This window comes from Staphylococcus sp. mip270_02, assembly GCF_054031535.1.
In genome coordinates this window covers 2,145,024-2,159,690 of sequence record NZ_CM132934.1, presented here as the reverse complement: position 1 = coordinate 2,159,690, position 14,667 = coordinate 2,145,024, and the positions used below count along the sequence as shown (strand labels likewise).

Genomic DNA, 14,667 nt, shown 5'->3' with positions numbered 1-14,667 from the left:
TGAATATTGTATAATTAGTGGAGGATAGTGGTGAGATGTGGTAAATTATATATATGAGAAGGTGAGGTGATTATAAATGTTCATGGGAGAATACGAACATCAGTTGGATACAAAAGGACGCATGATTGTTCCATCAAAATTTCGTTATGACTTAAATGAACGTTTTATAATCACTCGAGGCCTTGATAAATGTTTATTTGGTTATACTTTAGAAGAATGGCAAGTTATTGAAGAAAAAATGAAAACCTTACCAATGACTAAAAAAGATGCACGTAAATTTATGCGTATGTTCTTTTCTGGTGCTGTTGAAGTGGAACTTGATAAACAAGGGCGTATTAACATTCCGCAGAACTTACGCCAATATGCAAACTTAAGTAAGGAATGTACAGTAATAGGTGTCTCAAATAGAATAGAAATTTGGGATAGAGAAACTTGGAACAGCTTCTATGATGAATCTGAAGATAGTTTTGAAGATATTGCTGAAGACTTAATTGACTTTGATTTTTAATATGGAGGCGTTATTTTGTTTCATCATGTCAGCGTAATGCTCAAAGAGACCATTGATTATTTGAATATAAAAGAAGATGGCGTGTATGTCGACTGTACATTAGGTGGAGCAGGTCATGCACTATATTTAATAAATCAACTAGGTGACAAAGGAAGACTGATAGCAATAGATCAAGATACTACGGCTATTGAAAATGCAAAAGAAGTTTTAAAAGATCATTTGCATAAAGTAACCTTTGTCCATAACAACTTTAGAAAATTAACTGAAATTTTAAATGATTTGAATATTGAAAAAGTTGATGGTATTTATTACGACTTAGGTGTCTCTAGTCCACAACTAGACGTACCTGAGCGCGGGTTTAGTTACCATCACAATGCGAAGTTGGATATGCGTATGGATCAATCCCAATCATTATCAGCTCATGAAGTCGTTAATGATTGGGAGTTTGAAAAATTAGTAAAAATTTTCCATCGCTATGGGGAAGAGAAATTTGCTAAACAAATTGCCCGACGCATTGAACAAAACAGGGAACAACAGCCAATCGAAACGACATTAGAACTTGTTGATGTCATAAAAGAAGGTATACCTGCCAAAGCAAGGCGCAAAGGTGGGCATCCAGCAAAAAGAATTTTCCAAGCAATTAGAATAGCGGTAAATGATGAATTATCATCATTTGAAGACTCATTAGAACAAGCGATAGATTTAGTAAAAGTTGATGGTAGAATTTCAGTCATAACCTTCCATTCATTGGAAGATCGTTTATGCAAGCAAATGTTTCAAGAGTACGAAAAGGGGCCAGATGTACCAAGGGGATTGCCAGTCATACCCGAAGCATACACACCTAAATTGAAACGCGTTAACCGTAAACCTATTACCGCTACTGATGAAGATTTAGAAAATAATAATAGAGCGCGTAGTGCGAAGTTACGTGTGGCAGAAATATTAAAATAAGGAGTGAATGTTGAGTGGCAGTAGAAAAAATATATCAACCTTATAATGAACCAGAAACACAAATTCCTGAGTCGCAACCGTCGACCCAGCCCAAAACCGTAAAACGCAAAGTCGTAGTTAAACTTACAAAATTTGAGAAAATGTTATACATAGGACTTATAACAGTAATTGCATTGATAAGTATTTATATGCTATCTTTAAAAATGGATGCGTATGATACTCGAGGAAAAATTGCAGATTTAGATACAAAAATCGAAAAACAATCAAGTGAAAATAGCGCAATAGAATCTGAAATTAAAAAGAACTCTTCATATGAACGCATTTACGATAAGGCCAAAAACGAAGGAATGAGCCTTAAGAACGACAATGTAAAGGTAGTGCGTAATAATGGCGAAGCGAAAAATTAGATTAAAAAAACCCAAGTTTCTTATTAAACAAAGTAAAATAGGGGCAGTCCTACTCATTCTTGGATTCGGACTGCTCTTTTTTACGTTGGTTTTAAGATACTCATATATAATGTTAACTGGACATTCTTCAGGCGAAGATTTAATTATGAAGGCGAACGAAAAGTATTTAGTTAATAGCCAGCAACAACCTGAACGTGGAAAAATCTATGACCGAAATGGAAAAATTTTGGCAGAAGATGTAGAACGGTATAAAGTCGTTGCTGTTATTGATAAAAAAGCAAGCGAAGGTAGCGATAAGCCAAAACACGTTACAGATAAAAAGAAAACAGCTAAGAAATTAGCAACGGTTATTGATATGTCAGCTAAAGAGATTGAAGACAAATTAGATAATAAAAAAGCGTTCCAAGTTGAATTTGGACAAAAAGGAACTGATTTAACATATCAAGAAAAAGAAAAAATTGAAAAAATGAAGTTACCTGGTGTAACGCTTTATCCAGAGACTGAACGTTTTTACCCTAATGGAAATTTTGCATCACATTTAATTGGAATGGCTCAGAAAGATCCGGATAGCGGTGATTTAAAAGGTGCTATGGGCGTTGAGAAAATTTTTGATAGTTATTTATCTGGACAAAAAGGGGCATTATCTTATATCCATGATATTTGGGGCTATATTGCACCTAATACTAAGAAAGAAAAAACACCTCAACGTGGTGATGATGTACATTTAACTCTAGATTCTAATATTCAAGTATTTGTTGAAGAGGCTTTAGATGGCATGGTCGAACATTATAAACCGAAAGATTTATTCGCTGTGGTAATGGATGCACATACTGGTGAAATACTAGCATTTAGTCAGCGACCTACATTTAATCCAGAAACAGGAAAAGACTTTGGTAAGAAATGGGCGAATGATTTATATCAAAACACGTATGAGCCCGGTTCAACCTTTAAGTCTTACGGCTTAGCAGCTGCTATTCAAGAAGGGAAATTTGACCCAGATAAAAAATATACAGCTGAACCTAGAGAAGTCATGGGATCAAAAATTTCTGACTGGAACAAAGTGGGTTGGGGAGAAATTCCAATGTCACTAGGATTCACGTATTCATCTAATACACTAATGATGCATCTGCAAGATTTAGTTGGCGCAGATAAAATGAAAGACTGGTATGAGAAATTCGGTTTCGGTCAATCTACAAATGGTATGTTTGATGGTGAAGCAACTGGCGGTATCGCTTGGGATAATGAAGCGCAACAGAAAACTTCTGCATTCGGGCAATCTACCACGGTAACACCAGTGCAAATGCTTAAAGCACAATCTGCCTTCTTTAACGGTGGTAATATGATTAAACCTTGGTACGTTGATAACATAACGAACCCTGTTAGCAAAGATACTTTTTATAAAGGTAAGAAAGAATATGACGGTAAACCTATAACGAAAGATACTGCTAAAAAAGTGCGTACTGAGCTAGATAAAGTTGTAAATAGTGAAGATAGCCATGCTAAGAACTATCAAATTGATGGTTATGATGTTGCAGGTAAAACAGGTACAGCACAAGTTGCGGACCCTGACAATGGTGGTTATGCAGAAGGTGAAAACCCATATTTTGTTAGCTTTATAGGTGATGCACCAAAAGATGACCCTGAGGTAATTGTTTATGCTGGCATGAGTTTAGCCCAAAAAAATGATCAAGAAGCCTATGAAATGGGTGTAAGTAAAGCATTTAAACCTATTATGGAAAATACACTCAAATACTTAAATGTTGGAGATAAAAATTCTAAAGACAACTCAGATGTGAAATATAGTGAAGTTCCTAACGTTGAAGGACAAGAAATTCAAAAAGCGCAAGATAAACTAAACGGTAAGTCTCTAAAACCAATAGTTATTGGTAATGGAGAAAAAGTTACTAAGCAATCTGTGAGCGCTAATAAAGAAGTATTGCCTAACACTAAAGTATTATTACTGACAGATAGTGATGTTACAATGCCTGATATGACAGGTTGGTCGAAAGAAGAGGTTGTCGCATTTGAGTTACTTACTAAGACTAAAGTAACAACAAAAGGAAGCGGATTTGTATCGAACCAATCAGTAACTAAAGGACAAAAAATAAGTAGCAAAGATAAAATTGAAGTAACGTTATCATCGGAAGATGTAAACGGTCAAACTTCAAAGGCTGAATCTGATTCGAAAAAAGACTCAGATGACCAAAAAGACTCTGAAGACAACAAGGATTCAAAAGATAAAGAAGAAAACAAAGACTCAGATGACAATAAAGATTCAAAAGACAATGAATCATAACCTGAGCTAAGTTGATTATTCTGAATGTGAACATTGCATTAGAATTTAAAACTTATTATGTAATCAATTTTGAGGTGGAAATAGAAGTAGACTAATCATTGAACGTTGCAATAAAGTAGCAACAGTTTCAATTGATTAGCTACTAATCTCAATACATATATGGCTAACCGAAGAGCATAACGACTTAATCCAATTAAATAAATAAAGGAGCACAATATGGTTTATTTACTCGCAATTATCGCACTGTTAATCACGTTTATATTAGTTCCAGTACTAATACCAACATTGAAACGAATGAAATTTGGACAAAGTATTAGAGAAGAAGGCCCACAGAGCCACATGAAGAAAACAGGTACACCTACTATGGGTGGATTAACTTTTCTCATTAGTATTATTGTAACCTCGATTTTAGCAATCATTTTTATGGATAATTCTAATCCTGTTATCTTGTTATTATTTGTAACAGTAGGTTTTGGTTTGATTGGATTTATTGATGATTACATCATTGTGGTAAAGAAAAACAATGAAGGTTTAACAAGTAAACAAAAATTCTTAGCTCAAATAGGTATCGCAGTTATCTTCTTTATTTTAAGCCAAGTATTTAACTTAACTGATTTTTCTACTGGAATTCATTTGCCTTTTACAAATATTGAAGTACCACTTTCAATTGCGTATGTAATTTTCATAGTCTTTTGGCAAGTAGGCTTTTCAAATGCAGTTAATTTAACAGATGGATTAGATGGACTAGCGACAGGATTATCTATCATTGGCTTTGTAATGTATGCAATTATGGCTTACATACAAGGTGCAACATCAATCGGATTGTTCTGTGTGATTATGATTTTTGCATTGATTGGTTTCTTACCATTCAATTTAAATCCGGCTAGAGTCTTTATGGGAGACACAGGCAGTCTAGCATTAGGTGGGATATTTGCTACTATTTCTATTATGCTAAACCAAGAATTGTCACTGATTTTCATTGGTTTTGTATTTGTGGCAGAAACCTTATCAGTTATGATACAGGTAACTTCATTCAAATTGACTGGAAAACGTATTTTTAAAATGTCACCACTACATCATCATTTCGAATTAATTGGTTGGAATGAGAAGAAAGTAACGACAGTATTCTGGACAGTAGGCTTGATTACAGGACTCATCGGTTTATGGATTGGAGTGAACTAAATTGCTGAAATATACAGAGTTAGAAAATAAAAATGTATTAGTTATTGGATTAGCGAAAAGTGGTTATGAAGCTGCGAAATTATTAAAAAAACTTGGTGCAAATGTAATCGTCAATGACGGTAAAGATTTGAGTCAAGATGCACATGCAATAGATTTAGAAAATATGGGAATTACTGTAATTGGTGGAGAACACCCACTTTCCTTGTTAGATAGTAATCCTATTATTTTTAAAAATCCGGGTATTCCATATAATGTTCCACTGATAGAAGCAGCAACTGAAAAAGGATTAAAAATATTAACTGAAGTAGAACTCAGTTATTTAATATCAGAAGCACCGATTATCGGTGTGACTGGTACAAATGGTAAAACTACAGTTACTTCATTAATTGGAGATATGTTTCAAAAAAGCAGAGTAACAGGTAAGCTATCAGGTAACATTGGCTATGTGGCTTCAAAAGTAGCACAAGAAGTCACAGCTAATGACTATTTGGTTACGGAGTTATCGTCTTTCCAATTACTTGGTATCGATAAGTATAAACCGCATATAGCTATAATTACGAATATATATTCAGCACATCTTGATTATCATGAATCACTAGAAAATTATCAAAATGCTAAGAAAAAAATATATATTAATCAAACTGAAAATGATTATTTAATTTGTAATTATCATCAACGTCATTTAATCGAATCTGAGTCACTGAAAGCAAAAACGTATTATTTTTCAACACATCAAGAAGTAGACGGAATTTATGTTGAGAGTGGCTACATCGTATTTAAAGGATTTAGAATAATTCATATAGATGATCTTGTGCTGCCTGGTGAACATAACTTGGAGAATATTCTTGCTGCAGTGTTAGCAGCATTACTTTCTGGAGTTTCTGTTAAAGCAATTATTGATAGTTTGACATCATTCTCAGGTATTGAACACCGCTTACAATATATTGGAACAAATAAAACGAATAAGTACTACAATGATTCAAAAGCTACGAATACATTGGCTACACAGTTTGCATTAAATTCATTTAAACAACCAATCATTTGGTTATGTGGTGGGTTAGATCGTGGCAATGACTTTGATGAACTTATTCCACATATGAAAAATGTAAGAGTTATGGTAACTTTTGGTGAGACAAAAGAAAAATTCGTGAAGTTAGGTGAAAGTCAAGGTAAGTACGTCATTACAGCTTCTGATGTTCAAGATGCCGTAGATAAGATACAGTCTGTCATAGAACCCAATGACGTGGTATTATTATCGCCAGCATGTGCAAGTTGGGATCAGTACAATACTTTTGAAGAGCGTGGGAATAAATTTATTAAGAGTTTCCAAGCTAATTTACCTTCTTTTTAAAGGGTGTGATATTAAATGTCTGACAAAGTTAGTGAATTTGACTCTGAATACTTAAAAGAGAAACGAGCAAAAAGACGGAAAAGACAAAAGCAAATTCAATATTCAGTATTTGGTGTTTTATTATTTATAATTATTTTAATATTGATTTATATGTTTACACCTTTGAGTAAGATTAGTAGTGTAGAGATTAGCGGGAATGATAATACATCTAAGGATGCAATTAATAGAGCTATAAACGTAAAAGACAATTCGAGAATGTACACTTATAGCACGACGAATGCTCAAAACAAACTTGAAGAAAGTACACTTATTAAAAATGCAGAAGTAAAAAAACATTTTCCGAATAAGTTAACTGTGAAAGTGTCAGAAAAGAAAATTGTAGCTCTAACTAAAAAGAAAGATAAATATGTACCTGTTTTAGAAGACGGTACAGAGTTAGAAGATTATGATGGTAACGCTACTGATAATGGACCAATTCTTGAAGGATTTGAAAAAGATAAAAAAGAAAAGATTATACAAGCGCTTTCTGAAATGCCTGCAAAGGTTAGAGGGATGATAGCAGAAATTAAATTTGACCCTCAAGAAAATGCACAAAATCAAATCAAATTATTCACAACAGATGATATTCAAATTCTTGGTAATTTAAATACAATTGGCAAAAAAATGAAATACTATCCACAAATGTCACAATCATTAGAACGTGATGAATCTGGAGAATTAAAAAAAGCAGGATATATTGATTTATCAGTAGGTGCATCGTTTATTCCATATAGTGGTGGTAGCACTACAAAATCTTCAAGTGACCAAAATGTGGATAAGGGTACAACAGAAGAAGATAAGGCAAAAGATGAGCTTCAAAGTGCATTAAATAAGATTAATAAGAAAACGGACAAAAATAATTAAAAAATTTCGACAAATACTTATCTTTATAGTTCACAAGCGTCAAAACCTATTGTAAACTATTAATAGTGTGAATTTGAATAAGTTATTGTCAGGAGGTGCCTATCTATGGAAGAGCATTATTACGTAAGTATAGATATCGGTTCATCGAGCGTTAAAACGATAGTAGGCGAGAAATTTCACAACGGTATAAATGTGATAGGTACAGGACAGACCTACACAAGTGGGATTAAAAATGGTCTTATTGATGATTTCGATATTGCTAAACAAGCAATTAAAGATACAATCAAGAAAGCCTCTATTGCTTCAGGAGTAGATATTAAGGAAGTATTTTTAAAACTGCCTATTATCGGAACAGAGGTATTTGATGAATCTAATGAAATAGAATTTTATGAAGATACAGAATTAGATGGTACACATATTGAAAGTGTACTTGAAAGTATTCGCGATAAAAATGATGTACCAGAAACTGAAATCATTAACGCATTCCCAATTAAATTTATTGTTGATGGCGAGAATGAAGTTTCTGATCCAAAAGAACTGATTGCTAGACATAGTCTGAAAGTTGAAGCCGGTGTTATTGCAATTCAAAAATCAATATTAATTAATATGATTAAATGTGTTGAATCATGTGGTGTAGATGTACTTGATGTATATTCAGATGCATATAACTATGGCTCAGTACTTTCAGTTACTGAAAAAGAATTAGGCGCATGTGTAATCGACATTGGTGAAGATATCACGCAACTTGCATTTTACGAGCGCGGTGAATTAGTTGATGCAGATGCATTAGAAATGGCAGGTCGAGATATTACTGAAGATATAGCTACAGGCTTAAATACTTCATATGAGACTGCTGAAAAAATTAAACATCAATATGGACACGCTTTCTTTGACTCTGCTTCTGATCATGATGTGTTTACCGTTGAACAAGTCAATAGTGACGAAGAAGCGGAATTCACCCAAAAAGATTTAGCAGACATAATTGAAGCACGCGTCGAAGATATTTTCTTTAATGTGTTTGAAGTGTTACAAGAATTAGGTCTTACAAAAGTAAATGGTGGTTTTGTTATCACAGGTGGTTCTGCAAACTTATTAGGAGTTAAGGAATTGCTTCAAGATATGGTGAGTGAGAAAGTGAGAATTCACACACCATCACAAATGGGAATTAGAAAACCTGAGTTCTCATCAGCAATTTCAACAATTTCTAGTAGCATTACTTTCGACGAATTACTAGATTATGTTACAATTAGTAATCATGACAGTGAAGAATTCGAGGAAGAAGTCATCGAATCTGATGAAAGAGAACATAGTACAAAATCAAGTGGATTTGATTGGTTTAAGAAAAAATCGAACAAACATGAAGAGCCTCAAACGTCATCAACTGAGTCAAGAGAAGCAACTAATGCTGTTGAAACAGAAGAAGAGCCAGAGGTGTACGATAACGAAGTAAACATCGATCATGATGAAGAACGTAAACCTCAAGACAAAGAAGAAGGTAAATTCAAAAAACTTATGAAATCTCTATTCGATTGATTGGCCATTAAAACTAGGAGGAAATATAAATGTTAGAATTTGAACAAGGATTTAATCATTTAGCGACGTTAAAAGTCATCGGTGTAGGGGGCGGCGGTAATAACGCTGTAAACCGTATGATTGACCATGGTATGAATAATGTTGAATTTATTTCAATTAATACGGATGGACAAGCTTTAAATTTATCAAAAGCTGAGTCTAAAATCCAAATTGGTGAAAAATTAACACGTGGTTTAGGTGCTGGTGCAAACCCTGAAATTGGTAAAAAAGCTGCTGAAGAGTCACGTGAACAAATTGAAGATGCTATCCAAGGTGCAGATATGGTATTCGTAACTGCTGGTATGGGTGGCGGTACTGGTACAGGTGCTGCTCCAGTTGTAGCAAAAATTGCTAAAGAAATGGGCGCATTAACAGTAGGCGTTGTAACACGTCCGTTTGGTTTTGAAGGCCGTAAACGTCAAACGCAAGCTGCAGCTGGTGTTGAAGCAATGAAAGCTGCTGTTGATACATTAATCGTTATCCCTAATGATCGTTTATTAGACATCGTTGATAAATCAACACCAATGATGGAAGCATTCAAAGAAGCAGATAACGTGTTACGTCAAGGTGTTCAAGGTATCTCTGACTTAATCGCTGTATCTGGTGAAGTTAACTTAGACTTTGCAGACGTTAAAACAATCATGTCTAACCAAGGTTCAGCTTTAATGGGTATTGGTGTTTCTTCAGGTGAAAACCGTGCAGTAGAAGCTGCTAAAAAAGCAATTTCTTCACCTTTATTAGAAACTTCTATTGTAGGTGCACAAGGTGTACTTATGAATATTACAGGTGGAGAATCATTATCACTTTTCGAAGCGCAAGAAGCAGCAGATATTGTGCAAGATGCTGCAGACGAAGATGTAAATATGATTTTTGGTACAGTAATTAACCCAGAATTACAAGATGAAATCGTTGTAACAGTTATTGCAACTGGTTTTGAAGATAAACCTTCATCACAAGGTCGTAAAGCTTCGAACACTGGTTTTGGTAATAGTGCAACAAGCGGAAGTACTACTAAAGAAGACACAATTTCTTCAAGTTCAGTAGGTGCTTCACAAGCATCGTCAGATAGTGCTAGTGAAAGTAGAGCCCACACAACTAACGAAGATGATATTCCAAGTTTCATCAGAAATAGAGAAGAAAGACGTTCAAGAAGAACTAGACGTTAGTCGCAACAATTTTTGTATACTAAATTAAATAATAAAGTGTCATCAGGTCAGTAGATCTGATGACTTTTTTAAATTTAAGTAATAATAAAATGTTGCTTTTATATGTCCTATGGAGGTTTGTGGTTATGCAAGAAAAATTTATTAAAAAGCATCATATATTAGACTATGAACATGATTATTTAAAAAAAGTAAAATTGGGTATAACAACAAGAGAAGACGGTTTAAGTCCTTTCCCTCGTAACGCTTTTAATATGGCAAGATATATTGATGATAATCAACAGAGTATCACTCAACATCAAGAAATGCTTGCTACTACAATTGACTTTCCTAGAGAGCAATGGGTTTTTCCAATTCAAACTCATGAAAATAAAGTTGTAGAAGTAACTGAACAAGATAGAGGTACTAATATTGATTCACTGACAGACCACTTGCATGGTGTAGATGGTTTATACACATATGATGAAAATATTCTGCTTACAATGTGTTATGCTGACTGTGTACCTATTTACTTTTATAGTGAAAAGCATCATTTTATAGGGCTTGCACATGCTGGTTGGAGAGGAACTGTTGGTCAAATCGTCATCGAAATGATTTCACATATAGATTTTGAGTTATGTGATTTAAGTGTTGTCATTGGACCAGCCACTTCCAATTCTTATGAAATTAACGATGATATAAAGTCTAAATTTGAAGAATTACCGATAGATATTAATCAGTATATAAAAACTAGAGGTGCAGACAGACATGGTATTGATTTAAAACTTGCGAATGCATTATTGCTGGAAAATGCAGGCATTCCTAAAGATAATATTTATATAACAGACTATGCGACATCTGAAGATTTATCATTATTCTTTTCTTACAGAGTAGAAAAAGGAAATACAGGTCGAATGTTAGCATTTATTGGTCAATAACGAAGAGGTGTATAGAATTGGATGTACAATATAATTTAAAGTGTATAAGTGAGCAAATACAAACACATTGTGAAAAGGGTAATATTTCAACAATGCCAAACGTGATTGCAGTGACAAAGTATGTTACAATAGACCGAGCTAATGATGCATATAATGCAGGAATTAGACATTTCGGTGAAAATCGTTTGGAAGGGTTTCAACAAAAGAAAGCAGCCTTACCCAAGGACGCCGTAATGCATTTTATAGGTTCTTTACAAACTAGAAAAGTTAAAGAAGTTATCAATGAAGTTGATTATTTCCACGCATTAGACCGTTTGAAATTAGCAAAAGAAATTGATAAAAGAGCTGAACATAAAATTAAATGTTTTGTACAAGTGAATGTATCTGGTGAATCATCTAAACAAGGTGTTTCATTATCAGAGGTTAACACTTTTATTGAAGAGTTAAAGCAATATGAAAATATAGAAATCGTTGGTCTTATGACTATGGCTCCTTTGACTGAAGATGAGCCATATATAAAAAGCTTGTTTCAATTATTAAAAACAAAAAGAGATGAAATTAAAGCGCTCAATTTAAATTATGCACCTTGTACTGAGCTATCTATGGGAATGAGTAATGATTATCATTTAGCCGTTGAAGCAGGTGCATCGTTTGTGAGAATTGGGACTAAACTTGTAGGAAAAGAGGAGTGAGCCCCGTGGCTTTAAAAGATTTATTTAATGGATTTTTCGTTGTAGAAGAGGAAGATGACGAATTAGAAGCGCCGCACGAAGAAGAACAAAATAGAAACCAAAACAAACAACAAGCACAGTCTCAAAGCAACTTTAATGAACAATCAAACAATGGTTATACAGAAAAACCAAGATCAATACAGTCCGTTCCCAAGAAACAGTCAACAAGATTACAGCAATCATCGGGAGAAAGGAAGTATCAAATGAATAACAGTTCATCTAAAAATAATACAAGGAACGTTGTGAATATGAATAATCAAGAACAAGATCAATTTGATTTTGCACAAGAAAGTTCTAAGATGTGTTTATTTGAACCCCGTGTTTTTTCAGATACACAAGATATTGCAGACGAACTTAAGAATCGTCGTGCTACATTAGTTAATTTACAACGCATTGATAAAGTTTCTGCTAAACGCATTATCGACTTTTTAAGTGGTACTGTTTATGCAATTGGTGGAGATATTCAACGAGTTGGATCAGATATATTCTTATGCACACCTGACAATGTTGAAGTTGCTGGGAGTATTACTGATCAAATAGAAAATATGGAATACCAAGGTGAATAGAGGTAAAAATAGATGGATATTGGTTTATTAGCAAACATATTTAATTTTATTTTATTCTTGGTTCAGATTTATTATTACGGGATGATTGTATACTTTGTTATGTCATGGATTCCCAATGCACGTGAAAATAAATTCGGTCAATTTTTAGCGAAGTTATATGAGCCGTTTTTAGAACAATTCCGTAAAGTTATACCACCAATTGGAATGATTGATATTTCATCAATCGTTGCAATAGTAGTACTTGTACTATTCCGTAGTGGTTTAGCGAGCATATTTAATTTGATTTTAACTAAATTAATGTAAGGTATTGTATAAAACTTAACGAACTAACATAAAATAAATGATAAGCACCTAACGTTGAATAACGAGAGGTGCTTTGTATTGTATTTGGAGTGATACACATCGATATTTATCAACATTTCAGAAAAGAAGAACATGATTTAATAGATCAACTTATTGATAAATGTAATCGTGCAAATGACCAATACGCTCCTGTATTGACAACATTTCTTGACCCACGTGGTCAGTATATAATGGAGGTTGTTGTAGGCAGCTTTGATGATTTGAACGTTACATTTTATGGTGGGCCATACTCAGAAAGAAAAAGGGCTTTTATTGCGCCAAGTTACTTTGAACCAACTAAAGAAGAATTCGAAATTGTATTGATTGAAGTTGATTACCCACAAAAATTTGTAACACTACAACATCAACACATTTTAGGTACAATTATGTCGCTCGGAATTGAAAGAGAGCAGTTAGGCGACATTGTTGTATCAGATAAGATTCAATTTACTTTGACAAAGCAACTTGAATCTTATATTATATTAGAATTAAATAGAATCAAAGGTGCAACAGTTAAACTTAATTCTATTCCTATAAAAGATATGATACAATCAAAAGAGAATTGGCAATCATTTGATACAACAGTAAGTGGCTTAAGGTTAGATGTTGTATTAAAAGACATGATACGTAAATCTCGAACTATTGCAAAACAATTAATAGACAAAAAACGTGTTAAAGTAAATCATACAGTGATTGATGCCGCAGACTTTCAACTTGATAGTGGTGACTTATTGTCAATACAAGGATTTGGCAGAGCTATGATTACTGACATAGGCAGTAAAACTAAAAAAGATAAAATTAGAATTTCTTACAAAACGTTATTCAAATAGTGGTATAATAAGCTATCATATAATTTGAGACTACGTCTTTAACGCTTTGTACAATTTAGTAAATGATATATTATAAAAACATATTGTAGATAAAACACTATTTCCGTTATTTAACCAATGGAGAAAATAGTGTATTATAGAAGGAGGATATTTATGCCTTTTACACCAAATGAAATTAAAAATAAAACTTTTACAAATGCAAGAAATGGTTTTGAACCTACTGAAGTTGAAAGTTATTTAGAACAACTTAGTAATGAAATAGAACGTTTGAAAGAAGATAAAGTACAATTGGAAAAAGTGATTGAAGACAAAGAAAGTAATATTCAATCATATAAAGAGGTACATCAATCTGTTAGTGACGCGTTAATACAAGCTAAACAAGCAGGGGAAGAAACTAAAGCAGCTGCGACAAAAGATGCTGAAGCAACAGTTTCTAAAGCGAAAGCAGAAGCAGATAGAATTGTTAACGATGCAGTTGAAAAAGCACGTAGACTTTCTTTCCAAACTGAAGATATGAAACGTCAATCTAAAATTTTCAGATCACGTTTCCGTATGTTGGTTGAAGCACAATTAGATTTACTTAAAAATGAAGATTGGGATTATTTATTAAATTATGATCTTGATTCTGAACAAGTCACTGAAGAAAACATTAATCATTTAAACGATAATGAATTGACTGAAGAAGAAAAAGCTATGAAAGCTAGAGCAGAAGCAGATAATAACGCCGCTTCTAGCGACCAAACATCAGCTACTGATTCAGAAAATAAATAATATTAGATAACAGACGCGTTTGAAACATTAAACATATCGCAGCGAGTTAGGGATAGTGGGAGCCTTTCATATGTTAGTTTCTTATATCACTGTTATGTCATCACAAAGTAATAAAGATAATGAGAGAACTCTAAGTTGAGTTAATCAGGGTGGTAACGCGGTATTCATCGTCCCTGT

Annotated in this window: 15 protein-coding genes; all 15 read left to right on the top strand. The window is 33.6% G+C overall.

The features are described 5' to 3' along the window. Positions 1–76 precede the first annotated feature (76 nt). The 15 genes from mraZ to ACW5YJ_RS10045 all read left to right on the top strand — a co-directional run bounded on the left by mraZ (position 77) and on the right by ACW5YJ_RS10045 (position 14,490). Complete coding sequence (gene mraZ, locus ACW5YJ_RS10115; RefSeq protein WP_017724208.1) at positions 77–508, top strand: division/cell wall cluster transcriptional repressor MraZ; 432 nt, start codon at positions 77–79, stop codon at positions 506–508. Between the two features lie 15 nt (positions 509–523). Continuing rightward, a complete protein-coding gene (rsmH, locus tag ACW5YJ_RS10110) occupies positions 524–1,459 on the top strand; it encodes a 16S rRNA (cytosine(1402)-N(4))-methyltransferase RsmH (RefSeq protein ID WP_017724209.1) in 936 nt (311 codons plus the stop codon). Between the two features lie 14 nt (positions 1,460–1,473). Continuing rightward, on the top strand, positions 1,474–1,866 hold the full coding sequence (ftsL, locus tag ACW5YJ_RS10105; protein WP_017724210.1) for a cell division protein FtsL: 393 nt from the start codon (positions 1,474–1,476) through the stop codon (positions 1,864–1,866). After that, a complete protein-coding gene (locus tag ACW5YJ_RS10100; RefSeq protein WP_107551541.1) occupies positions 1,847–4,162 on the top strand; it encodes a penicillin-binding protein in 2,316 nt (771 codons plus the stop codon). Before ftsL ends, ACW5YJ_RS10100 begins: the two co-directional genes overlap by 20 nt. Before the next feature lie 216 nt (positions 4,163–4,378). Then, positions 4,379–5,344 (top strand): phospho-N-acetylmuramoyl-pentapeptide-transferase, encoded by a 966-nt coding sequence (gene mraY / locus ACW5YJ_RS10095; RefSeq protein WP_119613807.1) that lies wholly within the window; start codon positions 4,379–4,381, stop codon positions 5,342–5,344. Between the two features lies 1 nt (position 5,345). After that, positions 5,346–6,695, top strand: a complete 1,350-nt coding sequence (gene murD / locus ACW5YJ_RS10090) for a UDP-N-acetylmuramoyl-L-alanine--D-glutamate ligase (RefSeq protein ID WP_017724213.1) — start codon at positions 5,346–5,348, stop codon at positions 6,693–6,695. A gap of 15 nt (positions 6,696–6,710) precedes the next feature. Then, a complete protein-coding gene (locus ACW5YJ_RS10085) occupies positions 6,711–7,598 on the top strand; it encodes a cell division protein FtsQ/DivIB (RefSeq protein WP_457338132.1) in 888 nt (295 codons plus the stop codon). A 105-nt stretch (positions 7,599–7,703) separates the two neighbouring features. Further along, positions 7,704–9,131 carry a cell division protein FtsA gene (ftsA, locus tag ACW5YJ_RS10080; protein ID WP_017724215.1) on the top strand — a complete coding sequence of 476 codons (1,428 nt, stop codon included), beginning with the start codon at positions 7,704–7,706 and terminating at the stop codon, positions 9,129–9,131. A gap of 29 nt (positions 9,132–9,160) precedes the next feature. After that, positions 9,161–10,336 (top strand): cell division protein FtsZ, encoded by a 1,176-nt coding sequence (ftsZ, locus tag ACW5YJ_RS10075; protein WP_017724216.1) that lies wholly within the window; start codon positions 9,161–9,163, stop codon positions 10,334–10,336. 125 nt (positions 10,337–10,461) lie between these two features. After that, positions 10,462–11,250 carry a peptidoglycan editing factor PgeF gene (gene pgeF, locus ACW5YJ_RS10070; RefSeq protein WP_017724217.1) on the top strand — a complete coding sequence of 263 codons (789 nt, stop codon included), beginning with the start codon at positions 10,462–10,464 and terminating at the stop codon, positions 11,248–11,250. Between the two features lie 17 nt (positions 11,251–11,267). Beyond that, positions 11,268–11,942, top strand: a complete 675-nt coding sequence (locus ACW5YJ_RS10065; protein ID WP_017724218.1) for a YggS family pyridoxal phosphate-dependent enzyme — start codon at positions 11,268–11,270, stop codon at positions 11,940–11,942. A gap of 5 nt (positions 11,943–11,947) precedes the next feature. After that, positions 11,948–12,547 carry a cell division protein SepF gene (locus ACW5YJ_RS10060; RefSeq protein WP_017724219.1) on the top strand — a complete coding sequence of 200 codons (600 nt, stop codon included), beginning with the start codon at positions 11,948–11,950 and terminating at the stop codon, positions 12,545–12,547. A 12-nt stretch (positions 12,548–12,559) separates the two neighbouring features. Further along, the gene (locus ACW5YJ_RS10055; protein ID WP_017724220.1) at positions 12,560–12,850 is read left to right on the top strand and encodes a YggT family protein; all 291 of its coding nucleotides are present in this window, start codon (positions 12,560–12,562) and stop codon (positions 12,848–12,850) included. Positions 12,851–12,939: 89 nt separating this feature from the next. Further along, positions 12,940–13,719: a YlmH family RNA-binding protein gene (locus tag ACW5YJ_RS10050; protein ID WP_017724221.1), complete on the top strand. Its 780-nt coding sequence runs from the start codon at positions 12,940–12,942 to the stop codon at positions 13,717–13,719. Between the two features lie 153 nt (positions 13,720–13,872). Further along, positions 13,873–14,490, top strand: a complete 618-nt coding sequence (locus ACW5YJ_RS10045; protein ID WP_107551543.1) for a DivIVA domain-containing protein — start codon at positions 13,873–13,875, stop codon at positions 14,488–14,490. The last annotated feature ends 177 nt before the right edge of the window (positions 14,491–14,667 follow it).

What these genes read in the sequence shown, in the direction of transcription:
- mraZ (WP_017724208.1), top strand. Translation starts at nt 77, where the DNA reads ATGTTCATGGGAGAATACGAACATCAGTTGGATACAAAAGGACGCATG.
- ACW5YJ_RS10100 (WP_107551541.1), top strand. Translation starts at nt 1,847, where the DNA reads ATGGCGAAGCGAAAAATTAGATTAAAAAAACCCAAGTTTCTTATTAAA.
- mraY (WP_119613807.1), top strand. Translation starts at nt 4,379, where the DNA reads ATGGTTTATTTACTCGCAATTATCGCACTGTTAATCACGTTTATATTA.
- ACW5YJ_RS10085 (WP_457338132.1), top strand. Translation starts at nt 6,711, where the DNA reads ATGTCTGACAAAGTTAGTGAATTTGACTCTGAATACTTAAAAGAGAAA.
- ftsA (WP_017724215.1), top strand. Translation starts at nt 7,704, where the DNA reads ATGGAAGAGCATTATTACGTAAGTATAGATATCGGTTCATCGAGCGTT.
- ftsZ (WP_017724216.1), top strand. Translation starts at nt 9,161, where the DNA reads ATGTTAGAATTTGAACAAGGATTTAATCATTTAGCGACGTTAAAAGTC.
- pgeF (WP_017724217.1), top strand. Translation starts at nt 10,462, where the DNA reads ATGCAAGAAAAATTTATTAAAAAGCATCATATATTAGACTATGAACAT.
- ACW5YJ_RS10055 (WP_017724220.1), top strand. Translation starts at nt 12,560, where the DNA reads ATGGATATTGGTTTATTAGCAAACATATTTAATTTTATTTTATTCTTG.
- ACW5YJ_RS10045 (WP_107551543.1), top strand. Translation starts at nt 13,873, where the DNA reads ATGCCTTTTACACCAAATGAAATTAAAAATAAAACTTTTACAAATGCA.